At 56.4% G+C, this 21,891-nt stretch carries 22 protein-coding genes; 12 read left to right on the top strand and 10 right to left on the bottom strand.

Features of this window, described 5'->3' with window-relative positions; all coding sequences use genetic code 11:
- Positions 1-63: 63 nt before the first annotated feature.
- The 3 genes from plsC to GJV78_RS10435 all read right to left on the bottom strand — a co-directional run bounded on the left by plsC (position 64) and on the right by GJV78_RS10435 (position 3,973).
- Positions 64-801, bottom strand: coding sequence for a 1-acylglycerol-3-phosphate O-acyltransferase (gene plsC / locus GJV78_RS10445; protein WP_155108286.1), 738 nt, complete (start codon positions 799-801; stop codon positions 64-66).
- Positions 802-1,195: 394 nt separating this feature from the next.
- The gene (parC, locus tag GJV78_RS10440; protein ID WP_155108285.1) at positions 1,196-3,445 is read right to left on the bottom strand and encodes a DNA topoisomerase IV subunit A; all 2,250 of its coding nucleotides are present in this window, start codon (positions 3,443-3,445) and stop codon (positions 1,196-1,198) included.
- Between the two features lie 132 nt (positions 3,446-3,577).
- Entirely contained in the window at positions 3,578-3,973 is a 396-nt protein-coding gene (locus GJV78_RS10435; protein WP_155108284.1) for a YgiW/YdeI family stress tolerance OB fold protein, read from the bottom strand.
- Between the two features lie 240 nt (positions 3,974-4,213).
- Here GJV78_RS10435 and qseB point away from each other — a divergent pair, with 240 nt between their 5' ends.
- The 5 genes from qseB (at position 4,214) to lysM (ending at position 7,803) form a co-directional block, all read left to right on the top strand.
- Positions 4,214-4,879 (top strand): quorum sensing response regulator transcription factor QseB, encoded by a 666-nt coding sequence (gene qseB / locus GJV78_RS10430; RefSeq protein WP_155108283.1) that lies wholly within the window; start codon positions 4,214-4,216, stop codon positions 4,877-4,879.
- Positions 4,876-6,219, top strand: a complete 1,344-nt coding sequence (gene qseC / locus GJV78_RS10425; RefSeq protein WP_155108282.1) for a quorum sensing histidine kinase QseC — start codon at positions 4,876-4,878, stop codon at positions 6,217-6,219. The genes qseB and qseC overlap by 4 nt, the downstream gene beginning before the upstream one ends.
- Positions 6,220-6,328: 109 nt before the next feature.
- Positions 6,329-6,910: an NAD(P)H-dependent oxidoreductase gene (locus tag GJV78_RS10420; RefSeq protein WP_155108281.1), complete on the top strand. Its 582-nt coding sequence runs from the start codon at positions 6,329-6,331 to the stop codon at positions 6,908-6,910.
- A 31-nt stretch (positions 6,911-6,941) separates the two neighbouring features.
- The gene (locus GJV78_RS10415) at positions 6,942-7,256 is read left to right on the top strand and encodes a putative quinol monooxygenase (protein ID WP_155108280.1); all 315 of its coding nucleotides are present in this window, start codon (positions 6,942-6,944) and stop codon (positions 7,254-7,256) included.
- Positions 7,257-7,362: 106 nt separating this feature from the next.
- Positions 7,363-7,803 (top strand): peptidoglycan-binding protein LysM, encoded by a 441-nt coding sequence (gene lysM / locus GJV78_RS10410; RefSeq protein WP_155108279.1) that lies wholly within the window; start codon positions 7,363-7,365, stop codon positions 7,801-7,803.
- Positions 7,804-8,045: 242 nt separating this feature from the next.
- Here the strand turns inward: lysM and parE are convergent, their stop codons facing one another.
- Genes parE through nudF form a run of 5 tightly spaced genes read right to left on the bottom strand, consistent with a single transcriptional unit; the run spans position 8,046 to position 12,449 of the window.
- A complete protein-coding gene (gene parE / locus GJV78_RS10405) occupies positions 8,046-9,938 on the bottom strand; it encodes a DNA topoisomerase IV subunit B (protein WP_155108278.1) in 1,893 nt (630 codons plus the stop codon).
- 26 nt (positions 9,939-9,964) lie between these two features.
- Positions 9,965-10,546, bottom strand: coding sequence for an esterase YqiA (gene yqiA / locus GJV78_RS10400; RefSeq protein WP_155108277.1), 582 nt, complete (start codon positions 10,544-10,546; stop codon positions 9,965-9,967).
- On the bottom strand, positions 10,546-11,373 hold the full coding sequence (gene cpdA / locus GJV78_RS10395) for a 3',5'-cyclic-AMP phosphodiesterase (protein WP_155108276.1): 828 nt from the start codon (positions 11,371-11,373) through the stop codon (positions 10,546-10,548). Before cpdA ends, yqiA begins: the two co-directional genes overlap by 1 nt.
- Before the next feature lie 24 nt (positions 11,374-11,397).
- Positions 11,398-11,820, bottom strand: coding sequence for a DUF1249 family protein (locus GJV78_RS10390; protein ID WP_155108342.1), 423 nt, complete (start codon positions 11,818-11,820; stop codon positions 11,398-11,400).
- Positions 11,817-12,449: an ADP-ribose diphosphatase gene (gene nudF, locus GJV78_RS10385; protein WP_155108275.1), complete on the bottom strand. Its 633-nt coding sequence runs from the start codon at positions 12,447-12,449 to the stop codon at positions 11,817-11,819. The genes GJV78_RS10390 and nudF overlap by 4 nt, the downstream gene beginning before the upstream one ends.
- 198 nt (positions 12,450-12,647) lie before the next feature.
- On the opposite strand from nudF, the gene tolC reads away from it, so the two are divergent.
- From tolC to GJV78_RS10370, 3 genes are all read left to right on the top strand, one after another.
- Complete coding sequence (gene tolC, locus GJV78_RS10380) at positions 12,648-14,114, top strand: outer membrane channel protein TolC (protein ID WP_155108274.1); 1,467 nt, start codon at positions 12,648-12,650, stop codon at positions 14,112-14,114.
- Between the two features lie 204 nt (positions 14,115-14,318).
- Positions 14,319-14,987: a DUF1190 family protein gene (locus tag GJV78_RS10375; RefSeq protein ID WP_155108273.1), complete on the top strand. Its 669-nt coding sequence runs from the start codon at positions 14,319-14,321 to the stop codon at positions 14,985-14,987.
- Between the two features lie 5 nt (positions 14,988-14,992).
- Complete coding sequence (locus GJV78_RS10370) at positions 14,993-16,153, top strand: glutathionylspermidine synthase family protein (protein WP_155108272.1); 1,161 nt, start codon at positions 14,993-14,995, stop codon at positions 16,151-16,153.
- Positions 16,154-16,221: 68 nt separating this feature from the next.
- Here the strand turns inward: GJV78_RS10370 and ygiD are convergent, their stop codons facing one another.
- Positions 16,222-17,010 (bottom strand): 4,5-DOPA-extradiol-dioxygenase, encoded by a 789-nt coding sequence (gene ygiD / locus GJV78_RS10365; RefSeq protein ID WP_155108271.1) that lies wholly within the window; start codon positions 17,008-17,010, stop codon positions 16,222-16,224.
- 177 nt (positions 17,011-17,187) lie between these two features.
- On the opposite strand from ygiD, the gene zupT reads away from it, so the two are divergent.
- On the top strand, positions 17,188-17,961 hold the full coding sequence (zupT, locus tag GJV78_RS10360; RefSeq protein ID WP_155108270.1) for a zinc transporter ZupT: 774 nt from the start codon (positions 17,188-17,190) through the stop codon (positions 17,959-17,961).
- Between the two features lie 15 nt (positions 17,962-17,976).
- Here the strand turns inward: zupT and GJV78_RS10355 are convergent, their stop codons facing one another.
- Positions 17,977-18,153, bottom strand: a complete 177-nt coding sequence (locus tag GJV78_RS10355) for a hypothetical protein (RefSeq protein ID WP_155108269.1) — start codon at positions 18,151-18,153, stop codon at positions 17,977-17,979.
- Positions 18,154-18,686: 533 nt separating this feature from the next.
- On the opposite strand from GJV78_RS10355, the gene GJV78_RS10350 reads away from it, so the two are divergent.
- From GJV78_RS10350 to dsbI, 3 genes are read left to right on the top strand one after another with little or no spacing between them, the layout of a single operon-like run.
- Positions 18,687-20,483, top strand: a complete 1,797-nt coding sequence (locus tag GJV78_RS10350) for an aryl-sulfate sulfotransferase (protein WP_155108268.1) — start codon at positions 18,687-18,689, stop codon at positions 20,481-20,483.
- Between the two features lie 31 nt (positions 20,484-20,514).
- Positions 20,515-21,183 carry a thiol:disulfide interchange protein DsbA/DsbL gene (locus GJV78_RS10345; RefSeq protein WP_155108267.1) on the top strand — a complete coding sequence of 223 codons (669 nt, stop codon included), beginning with the start codon at positions 20,515-20,517 and terminating at the stop codon, positions 21,181-21,183.
- Positions 21,184-21,196: 13 nt separating this feature from the next.
- Positions 21,197-21,874, top strand: coding sequence for a protein-disulfide oxidoreductase DsbI (dsbI, locus tag GJV78_RS10340; RefSeq protein WP_155108266.1), 678 nt, complete (start codon positions 21,197-21,199; stop codon positions 21,872-21,874).
- Positions 21,875-21,891: the final 17 nt, after the last annotated feature.

Raw genomic sequence — 21,891 nt, 5'->3', positions numbered from 1 at the left:
ATGTGAAACTGGCTAAATAAAAAAACAGGAAGTCATTTCCCGCAGCGGCGCGGCCTTCCCGGCTCACACTTTGCCAGCTGCTTCCCGTTCTGCAACTTCTTTATCAAGCTCGGCGATTTTTTGCGCCATTATCTCGCGACAGTGGGCCGCCAGCTCGCGAACCCGCTCTTTTCCGTACTGGCTGACGTCGATCGGCGGCAGCATCTCCACAATCACCAGGCCATTGTTGAGTCGATTGAGATTAATTTTATTCGAGGTGCGGGAAATGCATACGGGGACAATCGGCACGCCGGCGGCAATCGCCGCATGAAACGCGCCGGTCTTGAACGGCAGCAGGCCGCGGCCTCGGCTGCGCGTGCCTTCCGGAAACATCCAGATGGAGATGCGGCGCTTTTTAAATTGGTTCACCACTTCCGCAATGGTGCCGTGCGCCCTGGTCCGGTTGTTTCTGTCGATCAGCAGGTTGCCGGTGAGCCAGTACAGCTGGCCGAAGAACGGGATCCACAGCAGACTTTTTTTACCCACCGTCACCGTCGGCGGCTGCACGATATTCGCCGCCGTCACCATATCGTAGTTATTTTGATGATTAGCGATATAGATGGCGTTGCCGTAGCTTTCAGCATCATCGGGTTTACGGCACTCAACCTTCAGACCGAACAGCGGTGCCAGGCGGCCAAACAGATGACCAAACGTGGCAACATGCTTTGGATTACGCGGGCTGAACAGGCAGTAAATGGAGCCAAAAATACAGACCAGAATACTGTAAATTAAGGTAATAATAAGGCGAAAAATATATAGCATGACATCCTCTGAAAGCCTGAGAACATGGTGTTCTACACGCTGAATAGTTCGGGTTACGGGGCCAGGCGGCGCGTTTACCCCGTTGCTGAGGCCAGCGAACCGGCAGCCGAAGCATGACGAGTATACTTCACCTGATATCAGATTAGGCTGTGTCCCTTAATCGGGCGTGGCGTCGACGCTCACGAACGGTTAAGGGACACAGCCTGGAGCCTTGTTAAAACGACTCACTGGAAAAACGTATTGTTAATCGCAACGCGGGATTAGACAACGACTTTACGGGAAATTTTCGACCCGCCCAGGGCGACCAGGCAGCCTGGCATGAACCGCCAGCCGGCGTTACAACGTTGCCGGATAGCGCCCGCGCAGGCGGGCACCCTCCGGTACGCTATTGAGTTCACTCTTCGCGAGCGGCGCGGCGGGGGGAATCCACCTCAACGCGATCGATACGCTGCAGGCCGCGCATCAGCGTGCCACGACGTCCCCGCTCACCGACCACTTTCTGCAACTCTTCGGGACGCAGCTTGATTTTGCGCTTCCCGACGTGGATGGTCAGCGTACTCTGCGGCGGCAGCACGTAGAGCAGCGCCAGCGCGTCATCGCCCTTCGCCGCCTCTGCGGACGGAATGTTGATAATCTTGTTCCCTTTGCCTTTCGACAGCTGCGGCAGGGAGCCCACCGGGAACATCAGCATCCGACCGGCCTGGGTTATCGCCAGCAGCATGTCGTTTTCGTCTTCGATCACCACCGGCGGCATTACGCGCGCGTTCTCCGGCAGCGTAATCAGCGCCTTGCCCGCGCGGTTGCGCGCGACCAGGTCGTTAAAGGTGCAGACGAATCCGTAGCCGGCGTTCGACGCCATCAGCAGCTTCTGCTCATCGCTTTCCATCAGCATATGCTCGACGGTCGCGCCCGGCGGCAGCGTCAGTTTACCGGTCAGCGGCTCGCCCTGGCCCCGCGCCGACGGCAGCGTAATCGGATCGACGGCGTAACTGCGCCCGGCCGAGTCGACAAACACCACCGGCTGGTTGCTCTTGCCCTTCACCGACGCCTTCCAGCTGTCGCCCGCCTTATAGCTCAGCCCCTGCGCGTCAATGTCATGGCCCTTGGCGCTGCGCACCCAGCCCATCTGCGACAGGACGATAGTCACCGGCTCGGACGGCAGCATGTCGTGTTCGTTCATCGCTTTGGCCTCTTCCCGCTCGCGCAGCGGGGAGCGGCGATCGTCACCAAAGGCGTCGGCGTCCGCCTGCAGCTCTTTCTTCAGCAGGGAGTTCATCTTACGCTCAGAGCCAAGAACGCTCTGCAGCCGATCGCGCTCTTTCGCCAGCTCGTCCTGCTCGCCGCGGATCTTCATCTCTTCCAGCTTCGCCAGGTGGCGCAGCTTCAGTTCGAGAATCGCCTCGGCCTGGGTTTCGCTAATACCAAACCGCGACATCAGCGCCGGCTTTGGCTCATCCTCACTGCGGATGATCTCAATCACCTCGTCGATATTCAGGAACGCCACCAGCAGGCCTTCAAGGATATGCAGGCGTCTGAGCACTTTCTCCAGGCGGTGGCTCAAACGACGACGCACGGTATCCCGGCGGAACGCCAGCCACTCGGTGAGGATCTCCAGCAGGTTTTTCACCGCCGGACGCCCGTCAAGGCCGATCATGTTCAGGTTAATGCGGTAGCTTTTTTCCAGATCGGTCGTGGCGAACAGGTGGTTCATCACCTGATCCATATCCACGCGGTTAGAGCGCGGCACCACCACCAGTCGGGTCGGGTTCTCATGATCCGACTCATCGCGCAGATCGTCCACCATCGGCAGCTTTTTATTGCGCATCTGGGCGGCGATCTGCTCCAGCACCCGCGCCCCGGAGACCTGATGCGGCAGCGCGGTAATTACCACCGCGCCATCTTCTTTATTCCACACCGCGCGCATACGCACGGAGCCGCGCCCGTTCTCATAAATCTTACGGATTTCAGCGCGGGGAGTGATAATTTCCGCTTCGGTCGGGTAGTCCGGCCCCTGAACGATATCCAGCAGCGCGTCGAGGGAGGTCTTCGGCTGTTCGATAAGGGTAATCGCGGCCTTCGCCACTTCGCGCAGGTTGTGCGGCGGGATATCCGTTGCCATCCCGACCGCGATGCCGGTCGTACCGTTCAGCAGGATATTCGGCAGACGCGCGGGCAGCCTTGACGGCTCCTGCAGGGTGCCGTCGAAGTTAGGCACCCAGTCCACGGTGCCCTGGCCCAGCTCGCTCAGCAGCAGTTCGGCATATTTCGACAGGCGGGATTCGGTGTAGCGCATCGCCGCAAAGGACTTAGGATCGTCCGGTGCCCCCCAGTTCCCCTGACCGTCGACCAGCGGATAGCGATAGGAAAACGGCTGCGCCATCAGCACCATCGCCTCATAGCAGGCGCTGTCGCCGTGCGGATGGTATTTACCCAGCACGTCACCGACGGTGCGGGCAGACTTTTTAAACTTGGCGCGGGCGTCAAGCCCCAGCTCCGACATCGCGTATACGATACGGCGTTGAACGGGTTTCAGCCCATCGCCAATAAACGGCAGCGCCCGGTCCATGATGACGTACATGGAGTAGTTCAGATAGGCGTTTTCCGTAAATTCATGCAGCGCAAGGCGCTCTGCCATTTCGCTCATTAATCGTAATTCCTCAACTGTTAGCCCGAATTTATAGCCGGCCTGCCATCAGGCAATATTGCCGCAGATACTACCTTATCTGGCGCGTTGAGTCACAAAGAAAAAGGGCCGCGAAGGCGGCCCGGATGGCGATTATTTGGTAACTTTCCTGATTTGCTTTACGTCGATTTCGACGGAGTTCCAGTCTTTATCCACTTCCCCCCGGATTTCGACACTATCCTGCGGAGTCACGGTTATGCCGTTCCAGCGTTTGCTATCGATATCGACGTTAATGGTGCCGCTGGCGTCTTTAAACAGGTAGAGATCGTCAGCGATACGCTCCACGATATTGCCACGCAGCGTAACCCAGGTGTCGTCACGCAGCGATTTGGCGTTCTCGGCCGTCGTGCTGCTGCCGTCAGGACCAATAAAGCCGCCGCTCTGCGCCTGCGCTGCCGCCGGGTCGGAAAATCCGCCCTGCGGCCCGGCGGCCAGAACCGGCGTCGCGCACAGCGCAAAGGCGGCCGCTATTGCTGCTATTGTCTTCATGTTATATCTCCCTTTCGCTTCTGATACTCGTCATTCCCGGACACAGCCTGGTCGTCTCATTCCTGATGACTCCCCCGCCAGGGTTTGATATGCAACGCAAATTATTTAGAGTCGATAACCATTATTTAATAGAATAATGCTTAACCACTTCTTAAGCAGAACAAAGAAATTTTTTTACTGTACATCCCCGATGGCGGCGAGGTTTACTTGCGGTTAGCGGGCAGGCACAGGGAAGAAAAAATGCGAATTTTACTGGTAGAAGATGATGTACTGATTGGCGACGGCATAAAAACGGGACTCAGTAAGATGGGCTTCAACGTCGACTGGTTTACCGAAGGCCGCGAAGGCAAAGAGGCGCTCTACAGCGCGCCTTACGATGCGGCGATTCTCGACCTGACGCTGCCCGGCATGGACGGCCGCGACATTCTGCGCGACTGGCGCGGGCGGGGAAAACGCGAACCGGTGCTGATCCTGACGGCGCGGGACGCGCTGGCGGAACGGGTCGAGGGGCTGCGCCTTGGGGCGGATGACTATCTTTGTAAGCCCTTCGCGCTCATTGAAGTCGCCGCCCGCCTGGAGGCGCTGGTGCGTCGCGCCAGCGGCCAGGCCAGCAGCGAGCTGCGTCACGGACGGCTGGCGCTCGATCCCGGCAGCCGGATCGCCAGCCTCGGCGGAGAGCCTTTACCGCTTAAGCCGAAAGAGCTTGCCCTGCTGGAGCTGCTGATGCGCAATGCCGGTCGGGTGCTGCCGCGCAAGCTGATCGAAGAGAAGCTCTACGGCTGGGATGAAGAGGTCTCCAGCAACGCCGTCGAAGTGCATGTGCACCACCTGCGCCGCAAGCTCGGCAGCGAGGCGATCCGCACCGTTCACGGCATCGGCTACACCCTGGGCGAGGCGGCAAGTTGACCCGGCGGCTCAGCCTGCGTCTGCGGCTAACGCTTATCTTCCTGTTCCTGGCGATCGTCGCCTGGGGTGCCTCCAGCTTTGTGGCGTGGAAGCAGACCACCGACAACGTCGATGAGCTGTTTGATACCCAGCAGATGCTGTTTGCCAAGCGCCTTATCGCTCTGGATATCAATGAGCTTACCGCCCCGGAGCGGATGGCGCGCACGCCGAAGAAACTCAAGCACGGCCATATCGACGACGATGTGCTGACCTTTGCCGTCTACACCACCGACGGCAAAATGGTGCTGCACGACGGCGACAACGGCCAGGACATCCCCTACAGCTACCGGCGGGAAGGCTTCGATAACGGCCATCTCAACGGCGACGACGATCTGTGGCGCTTTGTCTGGCTGACCTCGCCGGACGGCCGGTACCGTGTCGTGGTCGGCCAGGAGTGGGAGTATCGCGAAGATATGGCGCTGGCCATCGTGGCCGGGCAGTTGGCCCCCTGGCTTATCGCCCTGCCGCTGATGTTTCTGCTGCTGATCGTCATGCTCCACCGGGAGCTGAAGCCGCTGAAGAAGTTAACTCAGGCCCTGCGCGTGCGCGCGCCGGAATCGGCAGAGCCCCTCAGCCCGAAGGGGGTGCCGAGCGAAGTGCGCCCCCTCGTCGAAGCCTTGAACCAGCTCTTTAGCCGCACCCACGCTATGATGGTGCGCGAACGGCGCTTTACCTCCGACGCGGCCCACGAGCTGCGCAGTCCGCTGGCCGCGCTGAAGGTGCAAACCGAAGTGGCACAGCTTTCCAATGACGATCCCCTGGCGCGAAAGAAAGCGCTTATTCAGCTGGATACCGGCATCGACCGCGCCACGCGGCTGGTCGAGCAGCTGCTGACCCTCTCGCGCCTCGACTCGCTGGATAATCTGCAGGACGTCTCCAGGCTGTCGCTGGAAGAGGTATTACAGTCGGCGGTAATGGATATCTACCATCCGGCCCGCGAGGCGGAAATCGACGTGCGCCTGCACGTTAACGCACCGGACGTCACGCGCACCGGACAGCCGCTGCTGCTCAGCCTGCTGGCGCGTAATCTGCTGGATAACGCCGTGCGCTACAGCCCCCGGGGCAGCGTGATCGAGGTGACTCTCAACGCCGACGGCTTCACGGTTAAAGATAACGGTCCGGGAGTCGCGCCGGCGGTGCTGGGCCGCATTGGCGAACGTTTCTACCGCCCGCCGGGGCAGGCCGTTACCGGCAGCGGGCTGGGGCTGTCCATCGTCCGGCGCATCGCCCTGCTCCACGGCATGACCGTCACTTTTGACAATGCGCCGGAAGGGGGATTCACCGTTGCCGTGCGGTGGTAACGGCACGATTATTGCTCCAGAAGCAAAAGACTTTGCACATTCTGCTCATTTCCCCCCGCTGACCGCTGGCGTAACATAGCCCACATACGCATTTCTGAGAGGATAAAAAATGAGCAACATTCTGATTGTTAACGGTGCGAAAAAATTCGCCCACTCTAACGGCCAGCTTAACGACACTCTGACAGAGGTTGCCGAAGGGCAGCTGCGCGATCTCGGCCACGCGGTGAAGATCGTCCGCGCCGACGGCGAATATGACAGCAAAGAGCAGGTACAGAACTTCGTCTGGGCCGACGTGGTGATCTGGCAAATGCCGGGCTGGTGGATGGGCGCGCCGTGGACGGTAAAAAAATATATCGATGACGTCTTTACCGAAGGGCACGGCACGCTGTACGCCAGCGACGGCCGCACCCGCTCCGACGCCGCTAAAAAATATGGCTCCGGCGGCCTGATCCAGGGCAAAAAATATATGCTCTCGCTGACCTGGAACGCGCCGATGGAAGCCTTTACCGATAAAGAGCAGTTTTTCCACGGCGTCGGCGTGGACGGCGTATACCTGCCGTTCCATAAAGCCAATCAGTTCCTCGGGATGGACGCGCTGCCGACCTTTATCGCCAACGACGTCATCAAAATGCCCGACGTCCCGCGCTATGTGGCGGAATATCGCAAGCATTTGAGCGAAATTTTTGGTTAACTAAGCGGACTGCAATCAGAAGGAGTTAACCATGCTTACCGTTATTGCTGAGATCCGCACCCGCCCTGGCCAGCACCACCGCCAGGCGGTTCTGGATCAGTTTGCCAAAATCATTCCGACCGTGCTGAAGGAAGAGGGCTGCCACGGCTATGCGCCGATGGTGGATCATGCCGCCGGCGTCAGCTTTCAGACGACCGCCCCGGACTCTATCGTCATGGTCGAGCAGTGGGATAGCATTGCGCACCTTGAGGCGCATCTGCAAACTCCGCATATGAAAACCTGGAGCGAAGCGGTCAAAAGCGACGTGCTGGAGATGAATATTCGTATTCTGCAGCCGGGCGTTTAATTTCCCTTCCCTTTCCTGCCCCTCTTTTTCAGAGAGGGGCTAGTATCCGTTCTCTCCTCCACCTGCTATGCTTTATTTTGTCTTTATATTCAACAGGAGGAATAGAATGGGTATTTTTAACTTTGTGAAAGAAGCGGGTGAAAAACTCTGGGATAATCTGACGGACCATAAAGGACAGGGCGATAAGGTGTCAGACCACCTTAAAAAGCTCAATATCCCTGGCGCAGACAAAGTGCAGGTCAACATTACCGACGGAAAGGCCAGCGTTACCGGTGAAGGCCTGACCCAGGAGCAGAAAGAAAAAATCCAGGTTGCGGTAGGCAATATCGCCGGGGTCAGCGAGGTGGAAAACAACATTACCGCCACTGACGCCAACGATGAAGCGACCTATTACACGGTGAAATCAGGGGATACCCTGAGCGCCATTTCAAAAACCGTCTACGGTGACGCCAACCAGTACAACAAGATCTTCGAGGCGAACCGCCCGATGCTCTCCAGTCCTGATAAAATCTATCCTGGTCAGACCCTGCGTATTCCGAAGGCCTGATCGCATCTGAACCCGTAAGCGGGAAGTCTGTCTGGGCTGGGGTTCATTGATCTGAAAACGCGGCCCGCTCCCCGTGAAGGGCGACCGGAACAACGACGGCCTATTTCAGGGCGCAGATTGATACACCCCACCGACGGGCTATTGCGCAGGTCCTGAAGGGGTAGTTAACCGTTAAAGAAATGCCCCGCGTCGATAAGAAGCGGGGCGTTTTTATTTGTACGGCTCCGGACCTGTTACAGCCGTTACCCCTCCAGCTCGGCGAGGTCGCCCTTCTCCTGCAGCCAGTTACGCCGATCTTCGGAGCGCTTTTTAGCCAGCAGCATATCCATTACCGCGTTGGTGCGCTGGTCGTCCTCGTCGCTGATGGTCAGCTGTACCAGGCGACGGGTATTGGGATCGAGGGTGGTTTCGCGCAGCTGCATCGGGTTCATTTCGCCCAGCCCTTTAAAGCGCTGCACGTTCGGCTTGCCCTTTTTGCGCTTCAGCTGTTCCAGCACGCCCGCCTTTTCTTCTTCCGTCAGCGCGTAATAAACCTCTTTGCCAAGGTCGATGCGGTACAGCGGCGGCAGCGCGACGTAGACGTGGCCCTGCTTCACCAGGCTGCGGAAATGCTTCACAAACAGCGCGCAAAGCAGCGTGGCAATGTGCAGACCATCGGAGTCCGCATCGGCAAGAATACAAATTTTGCCGTAGCGCAACTGGCTGAGATCCTCGCTGTCCGGATCGATACCGATCGCCACGGAGATGTCATGCACCTCCTGGGAGGCCAGCACTTCATCGGAGGAGATCTCCCAGGTATTGAGGATCTTTCCTTTAAGCGGCATGATCGCCTGGTATTCGCGATCGCGCGCCTGCTTGGCGGAACCGCCCGCCGAGTCACCTTCCACCAGAAACAGTTCGGTACGGTTCAGATCCTGAGCGGTGCAGTCCGCCAGCTTGCCCGGCAGCGCCGGCCCGCTGGTCAGCTTTTTACGCACCACCTTCTTCGCCGCGCGTAGCCGGCGCTGGGCGCTGGAGATCGCCATCTCCGCCAGCAGTTCAGCATCCTGCACGTTCTGGTTCAACCACAGGCTGAAAGCGTCCTTCACTACGCCAGAAACAAAGGCCGCGCACTGCCGCGAGGAGAGGCGCTCTTTCGTCTGGCCGGCAAACTGCGGGTCCTGCATCTTCACGGAAAGTACCCAGGCGCAGCGATCCCAGATATCCTCCGCAGAGAGCTTAACGCCACGCGGCAGAATATTGCGATATTCACAAAATTCGCGCATTGCGTCGAGCAGCCCCTGCCGCAGGCCGTTGACGTGCGTCCCCCCCTGCATGGTCGGGATCAGGTTGACGTAGCTTTCGGTCAGCAGCTCGCCGCCCTCCGGCAGCCAGAGCAGCGCCCAGTCTACGGCTTCGGTATCGCCGGTAAAATTACCGACAAACGGCTTTTCCGGCAGCAGAGGCAGGCCGTTGACCGCTTCGGCAAGGTAGTCGTTCAGGCCGTCCTGATAGCACCAGCGCTGCTCGCTATGGTTAATCTCATCCTTAAAGGCGATCTCCACGCCGGGGCAGAGCACCGCCTTTGCTTTCAGAATGTGGGTCAGGCGGGAGACGGAAAACCGTGGGCTGTCGAAGAAACTTTCATCCGGCCAGAAGTGTACGCTGGTGCCGGTATTGCGTTTGCCGCAGGTGCCGATGACCTGCAGGTCCTGCACCTTATCACCGTTTTCAAAGGCGATATTGTAGATCTGACCGTCGCGGCGGACGGTTACCTCCACGCGCTTTGACAGGGCGTTGACTACCGAGATCCCCACGCCGTGCAGGCCGCCGGAAAACTGGTAGTTTTTATTCGAAAATTTGCCCCCGGCGTGCAGCCGACAGAGGATCAGCTCTACCGCCGGCACGCCCTCTTCCGGGTGAATATCCACCGGCATACCGCGACCGTCATCAATGACTTCCAGCGACTGATCGGCGTGTAAAATAACCTCCACGCGCTTTGCGTGGCCCGCCAGTGCCTCATCGACACTGTTATCAATAACTTCCTGCCCAAGATGGTTAGGCCGGGTGGTATCGGTATACATCCCCGGGCGGCGGCGCACCGGCTCAAGCCCGGTAAGGACTTCAATGGCGTCAGCGTTGTAAGTTTGCGTCATGGTTTAATTAGAATTTGAAATGATTGTCAGCAGCTTTGCAGACCAAGAAAATCGACAATCTGGTTGAAATAATCTTCGAAGCCAGTGAATGCGTGGTTTCCGCCCTCAATAACGGTTTGACGGCAGGAGGCGTAATACGCCACCGCCTGGCGGTAGTCCAGCACTTCATCCCCCGTCTGCTGCAGCAGCCAGATCAAATCGGGCGCTTCCAGCGGGTCAATCTGCATGACTTTGAGATCGTAAATATGGCGAGACTCTAGCACATATTGCTGCCCCGTGTACGGGTTCTGGTTTTGCCCCAGATAATCGGCCAGCAGCTCGAACGGCCTGACGGCCGGGTTCACCACTACCGTAGGCAGCATAAAACATTGTGACAGCCAGGTGGCGTAATAGCCGCCCAGCGAGGAGCCGATTACGCCCAGCGGCTCGCCGCCGCGACCGAGCACGATCGACTCCAGCATCTCCGCCGCATCGGCCGGATAGGGCGGCAGCTGCGGGACGATGGTTTCCACCCGCGGATAGTGCTCCGCCAGCCACTTTTTCAACAGACAGGCCTTCGCCGAGCGGGGCGAGCTGTTAAAACCGTGCAAATAAAGAAGCGCGGACATTAGTAACCTTCTGAGGCGGTGTCTGGCCGGAAGCCGTTGCCCGTCAGGCGGCACACCTCCGTTTCCAGCGTGCCGTCGGCGGCCAGCTCCAGCGTACGCCAGCCCGGCCCAATCATATCGAGGGTGAAGTTGGCGCAGTGGGGTTTAAACTGAACGCAGGTTGACGGCGTCGCCAGCAGACGGCGGCCGTTCCAGTCAAGATCCAGCTCCTGATGAATATGGCCGCACAGCAGGCACTTCACGCGCGGATACTTCACCAGCACGTCGCCCAGCCCGGCGGCGTTGCGCAGGCTGTGCTGATCGAGCCAGCTGCAGCCCGATGGTAGCGGATGATGATGCAACAGCAGCAGCGTATAGCGCTCCGGCGCGCCGGCCAGCTTCTGCTCCAGCCACTCAAGCTGATAGTCGCTCAGTTCGCCGTGGGGAACGCCGTAGACCTGGCTGTCCAACAGCAGAATTTGCCATTTCTCGCCCAGCAGCACCTGCTTGGCCGGAGAGATCCCCGCCTCCCGCAGCGCGCTGTACATCGCAGGCTGGAAATCATGGTTGCCCGGCAGCCAGACGCAGGGTGCGCGAAAGCTTGCGATGCCCTCCGCAAAATGCTTATAGGCCGCCGCGCTCTGATCCTGCGCCAGGTCGCCCGTTGCTACGATCAGATCGTAGTCGTTTCGCCGTGCCCCTATGGCGTCTAACACGGCCCGATAGCTTTCCCAGGTATTCACACCCAGCAGCGTCTCGTGCTTTTCGGCAAACAGGTGAGTGTCGGTTATTTGTAAGATCCTGACCCTGGCCTCACCAGCCAGAGGTAGGTTTAACAGGCTTTCCAAATGGTGTCCTTAGGTTTCACGACGCTAGTAAACCGGAATCGCCATCGCTCCATGTGCTAAACAATACCTTAACCAGTCCGCTAAAAACTGATTAATTTGATGCTTTTCGTCGCGTTGATGCAACTTTTTATTAGGGTAATCATACCGCGCTTTGAAACGAAAGATCTGCTGGCTTGAACACACTTCAGCGACCGTCGCATCATGATACAGGCGCACCGTCATTGACGGCAGACTCCAGTACGTGATAGCGGGCGCGGTCTGTTCGATCGTAACAAGCGTAGTGTATCGGGTCGATTCCACAATCGTTAACCGATATTGCGCGTTGGCCACCTGATAGCTGACCGTTTCGCCGGGTTCATCGCAGCGCGGCAGCAGCCGGCGCAATTGCGAAAAATTGGTTTCGCAAAGGCGCATCATTTCAGGAAAGTCAGGTGTGTAACGCTTCATTTTTTCCACTCGTTAATTAACTCTTTATAGTGCAGCTGCAGCCATTGCAGAGCGATGACGGAAGCCGCGTTATCGATTATCCCCTCATTAACCCACCGGTAAGCCTGTTCCCGACTTACCACATGAACCCGAATGTCTTCGTTTTCATCAGCCAGACCGTGAATACCGCCCGCGGTCGTGGCGTCCACTTCGCCCACCATAATGGACGAGCGCTCGCTGGTGCCGCCCGGACTCGCCAGATAGCTCAACACCGGCTTAGTCCGTTTAACGACCAGCCCGGCCTCCTCCATAGCCTCGCGGCGGACAACCTCCTCCACGCTTTCGCCCTCTTCGATCATCCCGGCCACCACCTCCAGCAGCCACGGCGTTTCGCTGGTGTCCCAGGCCGCAATCCGCACCTGCTCGATCAGCACCACCTCGTCCCGCTCAGGGTCAAAGGGCAGCAAGACCGCAGCGTGGCCACGCTCAAAGATTTCACGGCGCACCTCCTGGCTCATTTCACCATTAAATAAGCGATGGCGGAACCGATAAACCTCCAGCGAAAAAAAACCGCGATAGCACGTTTCTCGTGCAATAATTTCTACATCGTTTTTAGAGAAAGTGACCGGTGAATTGTCTGTTTTACGCATTGTGGCGTCCTGTACCAATAGTGATTTAAATATGAATTTCAAGGGTGATTGACTGCTGTTTTAGCAACCTTGTGATAAATTGGTGCAAATTAACGCCAGATGGCACAGAACGCCAACTTTTTGCAGTGGCGGATTCTGCTAGAATCGGCAATTATTTTTACAATTCGATCAGCGCTAAATACTGCTTCACAACAAGGAATGCAAATGAAGAAATTGCTCCCCATCCTTATCGGCCTGAGCCTGTCGGGGTTCAGCACACTAAGTCTGGCAGAAAACCTGCTGCAAGTTTATCAGCAAGCACGCCTGAGCAATCCGGAACTGCGTAAGTCTGCCGCCGATCGTGATGCCGCATTCGAAAAAATCAACGAAGCACGTAGCCCATTACTGCCGCAGCTGGGATTAGGCGCTGATTACACCTACAGCAACGGCTATCGCGACGCTAACGGCGTTAACACCACCACCACCAGCGGCTCCCTGCAGCTAACCCAGACCATTTTCGATATGTCAAAGTGGCGCAACCTGACGCTGCAGGAGAAGTCAGCCGGTATTCAGGACGTCACCTTTCAGACGGATCAACAAACCCTGATCCTTAACACCGCTAACGCCTACTTTAGCGTGCTGAACGCCATCGATATTCTCTCCTATACCCAGGCGCAGAAAGAGGCGATCTATCGTCAGTTAGATCAGACTACCCAGCGCTTTAACGTCGGCCTGGTCGCCATTACCGACGTGCAGAACGCCCGCTCACAGTATGACACCGTTCTGGCGAATGAAGTCACTGCGCGCAATAATCTCGACAACGCGGTAGAAACGCTGCGTCAGGTCACCGGTAACTACTATCCGGCGCTGGCGTCGCTGAACGTTGAAAGTTTTAAAACCAGCAAGCCGCAGCCGGTTAACGCGCTATTGAAGGAAGCGGAAAGCCGCAACCTGTCGCTGCTGCAGGCGCGGCTGAGCCAGGACCTGGCCCGTGAGCAGATCCGCCTGGCGCAGGATGGGCATCTGCCGACGCTGAACCTGACCGCATCCAGCAGCCTTTCCGACAACAGCTATAGCGGCTCCAGGACCAACAATTCCCAGGGCTATAGCGACAGCACCACGGGTCAGAACAAGGTCGGCATTAACTTTTCCTTGCCTATCTATCAGGGAGGAATGGTCAATTCCCGGGTGAAGCAGGCGCAATATAATTTTGTTGGTGCCAGCGAACAGCTGGAAAGCGCGCACCGCAGCGTGGTGCAGACCGTACGCTCCTCGTTCAACAACATCAACGCCTCCATCAGCAGTATCAACGCCTATAAGCAGGCGGTTGTCTCTGCGCAAAGTTCGTTGGATGCGATGGAGGCGGGCTATTCCGTCGGCACCCGCACCATCGTTGACGTACTGGACGCCACCACGACGCTGTATAATGCCAAGCAGCAGTTGGCCAACGCGCGTTATACCTATCTGATTAATCAGTTAAATATTAAATCTGCTCTCGGCACGCTGAACGAGCAGGATCTGGTGGCGCTGAACAATACCCTGGGCAAGCCGATTCCTACCTCGCCGGAAAGCGTGGCACCGCAAACGCCGGAACAGGATGCCGCCGCTGACGGCTACGCCGCCAGCGGCGGCGCTCCGGTAGCGCAGCCCGTCTCAGCCCGCAGCAATAATCCGTTTAAGCAGTAAAACGGTATGCCTGACAGCGCCACGCTGGCCGGACCAACGTTTAGGGTTCCGGTCAGCGCGGCGCTGATGCAGGCGGTAAACGTAAGGCAACGTAAAGATCCTCTGTTTCAGCCAGCCCTCATCCTTTTTTAGCTTCAATTTCGACCAGCCTTCCTCTATCCTGAGCATTATTTCTTTCACTACCACTGGTCCAGGAAGACAACTATGAAACGGACACGATCCATACATCACGCCGCGTTCCGCAAGCGCTGGAGCGCACGCCATCTGACCCCCGTTGCGCTGGCCGTCACCGCCGTATTTATGCTGGCCGGCTGCGAACAGAGCGACGAAACGGTCTCTCTTTATCAAAACGCCGATGACTGTTCGACGGCGAATCCGGGCAAAGCCGCAGAGTGTACTACCGCATACAATAACGCCCTGAAGGAAGCGGAGCGCACCGCGCCAAAATACGCCACGCGCGAAGACTGCGTCGCTGAATTCGGCGAAGGCCAGTGCCAGCAGGCACCGGCTCAGGCGGGTATGGCACCGGAAAGCCAGGCTCAGGCACAATCCAGCGGCAGCTTCTGGATGCCGCTGATGGCGGGCTACATGATGGGCCGCATGATGGGCGGCGGCGCGGGCTTTGCTCAGCAGCCGCTATTCAGTTCGAAGAACCCCGCCAGCCCGGCCTACGGCAAATACGCGGATGCGACGGGTAAGAACTACGGCGCAGCCCAGCCGGGCCGCACCATGACCGTTCCGAAAACGGCGTTGGCACCGAAACCAGCCACGACCTCAACCGTCACCCGCGGCGGTTTCGGTGAATCCGTTGCCAGGCAGAACACCATGCAGCGTCGCGCCAGCGGCACCTCTAATCGTTCAATGGGCGGTTAATTTTCATGGAAAGAGTCAGCATTACCGAGCGTCCGGACTGGCGTGAAAAAGCCGAGGAATACGGCTTTAATTTTCACACCATGTATGGTGAACCGTACTGGTGTGAAGACGCTTACTATAAGCTTACCCTCGCTCAGGTCGAAAAGCTGGAAGACGTCACCGCCGAGCTGCATCAGATGTGCCTGAAGGTGGTAGAGAGGGTCATCGCCAGCGATGAGCTGATGGCCAAATTCCGCATTCCGAAGCATACCTGGGGCTTTGTCCGCCAGTCATGGCTGACGCACCAGCCGTCGCTCTACTCGCGTCTCGATCTGGCGTGGGACGGCGCTGGCGAACCGAAGCTGCTGGAGAACAACGCCGATACCCCCACTTCGCTGTACGAAGCGGCATTTTTTCAGTGGATCTGGCTGGAAGATCAGCTTAACGCCGGCAACCTGCCGGAGAGCAGCGATCAGTTCAACAGCCTGCAGGAGAAGCTGATTGAACGTTTCACAGAGCTACGCGAGCAGCACGGATTCCAGCTGCTGCACCTCGCCTGTTGTCGCGACACGGTTGAGGATCGCGGAACCGTTCAGTATTTACAGGACTGCGCCGCCGAAGCCGAACTGGCGACCGATTTCCTGTATATCGAAGATATCGGGCTGGGGGAAAAAGGTCAGTTTACGGACCTGCAGGATCAGGTTATCTCGAACCTGTTCAAGCTCTATCCGTGGGAGTTTATGCTGCGCGAGATGTTCTCCACCAAGCTGGAAGACGCCGGCGTTCGCTGGCTGGAGCCGGCCTGGAAAAGCATTATCTCTAATAAGGCGCTGCTGCCCCTGCTGTGGGAAATGTTTCCAAACCATCCAAACCTGCTGCCGGCATATTTCGCCGAAGACGACCACCCGCCGATGGAAAAGTACGTGGTGAAACCCATCTTTTCCCGCGAAGGTGCCAACGTCTCCATCATTGAGGATGGCAAAACGATCGAAGCGGTGGACGGCCCGTACGGTGAGGAGGGATCGATCGTCCAGCAGTTCCACCCGCTGCCGAAGTTCGGCGACAGCTATATGCTGATCGGCAGTTGGCTGATCGACGATAAGCCTGCCGGGATCGGCATTCGCGAAGACAGGGCGCTCATCACCCAGGATCTTTCTCGTTTCTACCCGCATATTTTTATCGAATAAAGCATCATGCCCGACGGCGCTCCGCCTGTCGGGCCGATAAAACGCCAGGCGATATCCACAGGGCGCGGTTACCCTACCTGCACCGACAGCATGCTCAGGCTACCTAATACTATTCCGTCCAGCGGAACGGTCACCGGCTCCTCGCCATCCCACGCGCCGATAATATAGAGCAGCGGCAAGAAGTGTTCCGGCGTCGGATGCGACAGAGAGCCGCTCTCATGGCTAAGGTAATTCACCAGCGGATGTTGCGCGGTCGGCCCCCGCCAGATCAGGTTAGACTTCACAAAATCATTAAACGATACGGCCCACGGCCAGGGCGCAGCGTCGCCCTGCCAGCGCACCGTACGCAGGTTATGCACCGCGTTGCCGCTGGCCAGCAGCATAATGCCCTCATCGCGCAGCGCCGCCAGCCTGCGCCCAATATCAAAATGCCAGGCGGCCGGGCGGGTGCTGTCGATGCTGAGCTGAACCACCGGAATATCGGCATCGGGATACATCTTGCTCAGCACGCCCCACGTTCCGTGGTCAAAGCCCCAGGCCTCTTTATCCTGCGTGACCGGAACCGGCGAGAGCAGCTCGACTAACCGCTGCGCCAGCTCAGGCGAACCGGGTGCCGGATAGTGCATATCATACAAAGCCTGGGGGAAGCCGCTAAAGTCGTGAAGCGTTTTCGGTGCCGCCATGGCGGTTACTCCCGTTCCGCGAATGTACCAGTGGGCTGAAATCACCACTATCGCCCGTGGCCGCGGCAGCGATTCCGCCAGCCCTCGCCAGGCGCGGGTGTAACGGTTATCTTCCAGAGCGTTCATCGGGCTGCCGTGTCCTAAAAACAGTGCTGGCATACGCATTGAAGACATGATGATATCCTTACTGAGGTAATAGGCTGTGTCGACGCCACGCCCGGTTAAAGGACACAGCCTGGTTTATTACCCCCACAATACGCGCTTTCAGTGACGGAAGAACTCAGATAATCGTGACGAAGATCGTCAGTTATTTTGATGTCAGGTCCGGGCAGTCGCTATAAGGAGTCGTTGATGTCAGTACCGTTGATTCTGACCTTGCTGGCGGGTGCCGCCACGTTTATTGGTGCCTTTCTGGGCGTGCTGGGGCAAAAGCCCTCTAACCGCCTGCTGGCGTTCTCACTGGGATTTGCTGCCGGTATTATGCTGCTGATCTCCCTGATGGAGATGCTGCCCGCAGCCCTGGCGACGAAAGGCATGTCGCCGATGCTGGGCTACGGAATGTTTATTATTGGTCTGTTGGGCTATTTTGGCCTGGACCGCATGCTGCCTCACGCCCACCCGCAGGATCTGATGCAAAAAACAGCGCACCCGCTTCCCGGATCCATCAAGCGTACCGCGATATTACTGGCTCTTGGCATCAGCCTGCACAACTTCCCGGAAGGGATCGCCACCTACGTCACCGCCAGCGGTAACCTTGAACTGGGCTTCGGTATCGCCCTGGCGGTAGCCCTGCACAACATTCCGGAAGGGTTAGCTGTCGCCGGGCCGGTATATGCGGCGACGGGTTCAAAACGAACGGCAATCTTCTGGGCTGGTCTCTCGGGCCTGGCGGAAATCCTCGGCGGCGTGCTGGCGTGGCTTATTCTTGGCAGCCTGATTTCACCGATAATGATGGCGGCTATTATGGCTGCGGTTGCCGGCGTTATGGTAGCACTTTCCGTCGATGAACTGATGCCGCTGGCAAAAGAGATCGATCCCAACAACAACCCCAGCTACGGCGTACTGTGCGGCATGTCGGTAATGGGATTAAGCCTTGTGGCGCTACAGTCTACGGGGATTGGCTAAACGTCACCGCAGAGGTTATTTCCCCTCCCGGACCGCATCGTCATTACCGTCGTCGTGGTTAAACAGCTTCTTACGCGCCTCCATCAGCGCATCCCGGTCCTGCCGGAACGCCCGGCAATAACGTTTCATATGGCCAATATACCCCACGACGACAAGCGCCACTAATACAATCCAGTACCAGGCAATAAACATTATTTACCCTTAATATTTAACAACTCCGAACATACAGTGTTAAAAATTCACATACCCATTTTTAGGTATTGGCATATATTCGCATAATACAGAAACAAGAGTATGATTTTGATCATATAAAATGACGACCCAGCGGCTAAATAGCATTTCATTAGCAACAATAAAACATTGTCGATAAGATCACATTACCAGTCTTTTATTATTTACCGCGATAATACAGGCCCCTACTATCAACACACAAAAAGGGTAAAAAAACATTCATAAAAAGTATATTTAAGCCATAACAATAATAACTCTTCTCCAGGAAAGATTTACTCGCACTTCTAATTATCGCGCGCTAAATCGTTCAGCATAATATATTGATCATTATTATACACCCTAAATAATTCGAGTTGCAGGACAAAACGCAGTGCGCTTTGAACAGCCCCAGGGCTGGCCCCGAAGGGGTGAGGCCCTGAGCCGAATAAAGCCAACGCACATGCAACCTGAAGTATGACGGGTATATACAACGTATTATATAAGGAGATATATCTATGTTTAATCAATACCGAAAAACGTTTCTTACCGGTGCGATCGCGCTGGCGTGGGGTCTCACTGCAACAAACCTGTCAGCGGCCGGCTACCAGCCCGCCCCGCCCGCAGGAAAATTAGGTGCCGTGGTGGTTGACCCTTACGGCAATGCCCCGCTGACGGCGCTTGTGGAGCTGGACAGCCATACGATTACTGACGTAAAGGTTACCGTACATGGTAAAGGCAAAAAAGGCGTTCCTGTAACATATTCCGTTGGCGAGCAGACGTTAAAAAATCACGACGGTGTCCCTATATTCGGTCTTTATCAAAAGTTTGCCAATAAAGTTACGATTGAATATAAAGAAAACGGTAACGCAATGAAAGACGATTACGTGGTGCAAACCTCCGCCATTGTTAATCGTTATATTGATAACCGCTCCTTCTCCGACCTTCAAAAAACCCGGGTGATAAAAGTGGCTCCCGGTTTTGAAGATCGGCTTTATCTCGTTAATACCCATACTTTTATTCCTCAGGGCGCACAATTTCACTGGCACGGTGAAAAAGATAAAAATGCCGCTATCCTCGACGCCGGTCCTGCCGGAGGTGCGTTGCCCTTTGACATTGCTCCCTTCACCTTTGTGGTGGATACCGAAGGCGAATACCGCTGGTGGCTGGATCAAAAAGCCTTTTACGACGGCCATGATATCGACATCAATAAGCGTGGTTACCTGATGGGCATCCGCGAAACGCCTCGCGGAACCTTTACCGCCGTTCAGGGGCAACACTGGTATGAATTCGACCTGATGGGGCAGATTCTGGCCGATCATAAACTACCGCGCGGCTTTATGGACGCCTCTCACGAATCGCTTGAAACCGTTAACGGCACGGTGCTGCTCCGCGTCGGCAAACGTAACTATCGCAAAGAGGACGGCCTGCATGTGCATACCATTCGCGATCAGATCATTGAGGTTGATAAGTCTGGTCGCGTGATTGACGTCTGGGATCTGACAAAGATCCTCGACCCGATGCGCGACGCGCTGCTCGGCGCGCTTGATGCGGGAGCGGTATGCGTAAACGTTGATCTTGAACACGCCGGGCAGCAGGCTAAGCTGGAGCCGGATACGCCCTATGGCGATGCGCTGGGCGTGGGTGCCGGACGCAACTGGGCGCACGTCAATGCCATTGACTATGACGCCTCGGATGATTCAATCATCGTCTCTTTACGCCATCAGGGAATTATGAAGATTGGCCGCGACAAGCAGGTAAAATGGATTCTTTCCCCATCCAAAGGCTGGAACGAGCGGCTGGCGGGCAAGGTGCTTAAGCCGGTAGACGGTAAGGGCAAGCCGCTGAACTGCGATGAAAACGGCCGCTGCGAGAGCACGGATTTCGATTTCCCCTGGACCCAACATACCGCCTGGCTCTCCAGCAAGGGGACACTGACCGTCTTTGACAACGGCGATGGTCGCGGCCTTGAACAACCTGCCCTTCCCACAATGAAATATTCACGCTTTGTTGAATATAAAATTGATGAGAAGAAAGGCACGGTCCAGCAGCTGTGGGAGTATGGCAAAGAGCGCGGCTACGACTTTTATAGCCCGATTACGTCAGTTATCGAATATCAAAAAGATCGCAACACCATGTTTGGCTTTAGCGGTTCCATTAATTTGTTCAATGTTGGTGAGTCCACCGTCGGCAAAATCAATGAAATTGATTATAAAACCAAAGAAGTCAAAGTTGAAATCGACGTCTTGTCCGATAAACCGAATCAGCCCCACTATCGCGCTCTGCTACTTCAGCCGCAGCAGATGTTTAAATAATACGTTTGCATTTTTATGCTAAGGAAAAACTATGTCTGTTAAATGGCTTGCTTCACTTCCCAGAAGCCTCATATTAACCGCGGCGCTTGCCTTTTCCTTTTCGGCCTCAGCATTTACCGAAGGAACGGACTATATGGAGCTGGAAAAACCCATTCCTGATGCGGATAAGACCCTGATTAAAATATTCAGCTATGACTGCCCGTTCTGCTACAAATATGATAAGGCCGTCACCGGGCCGGTTTCCGAAAAGGTAAAAGACGTGGTTGCTTTCACGCCTTTCCATCTGGAAACAAAAGGTAAATATGGCAAGCAGGGCAGCGAAGTATTTGCCGTCATGCTCGCCAGAGACAGGGCGGCGGGTATTTCCCTGTTCGATGATAATTCTCAGTTCAAAAAGGCTAAGTTTGCTTACTACACTGCTTATCACGATAAGAAAGAACGCTGGTCTGACGGCAAAGATCCTGCGTCCTTTATCAAAACGGGGCTGGATGCTGCCGGTGTAAGCCAGGCCGACTTTGAAGCGGCCCTGAACGATCCCGCCGTTCAGGAAACGCTGGAAAAATGGAAGGCGGCCTACGAGGTGGCCAAAATCCAGGGCGTTCCGGCCTACGTGGTCAACGGCAAATACCTGATCTACACCAAAAACATTAAATCTATCGACTCCATGGCCGAGCTTGTCAGAGAACTGGCGGCCAAATAAACGGGAAAAGCGTATGGCTTTGCTAAAAGGATTATGGAGAGATTTACGCACGTCGCCGGTAGATACGCTGGTGAGGTGGCAGGAGCGGCGTTTCCTGTGGCTTCTGATGGCGATAGCGATGGGGGGACTTATCATCCTGGCGCACTCTTTTTTCCAGATCTACCTCTATATGGCACCCTGTGAACAGTGCGTTTACATTCGCTTTGCCATGTTTGTAATGGTAGCTGGAGGCGTGATTGCGGCCATCAACCCTAAAAATGTCATATTGAAGCTGATTGGCTGCATTGCAGCTTTTTATGGCAGCATTACCGGCATAATGTACTCGGTAAAGTTAAATAGTATTCATTTTGCAGTGCATAATCCGGACCCGGAGGCGCTTTTTGGCGTGCAGGGGTGCTCCACCGACCCAACCTTTCCGTTCGGCCTGCCGCTGGCGGAGTGGGCACCAGAGTGGTTTAAACCGACGGGAGACTGCGGCTACGACGCCCCCGTCGTGCCTGCCGGCGTGAATCTCAGCAGCGTACAGCAGTGGTTCGTGGATCTCTACCAGCAGTCTGAAGGCTGGTATCTGATCCCGCCATGGCACGTTATGAATATGGCGCAGGCGTGTCTGTTGGCCTTTGGCCTGTGCTTTATCCTGCTGATCGTAATGAGCGCAGCCTGGCTCCTTAAACTCACCAGAGCCGGATAATCCGCACGTGACAAAAA

Source organism: Intestinirhabdus alba (genome assembly GCF_009711095.1).
GTDB classification, from domain to species: Bacteria; Pseudomonadota; Gammaproteobacteria; order Enterobacterales; family Enterobacteriaceae; genus Intestinirhabdus; species Intestinirhabdus alba.
This window is presented reverse-complemented; position numbering and strand designations above follow the sequence as displayed.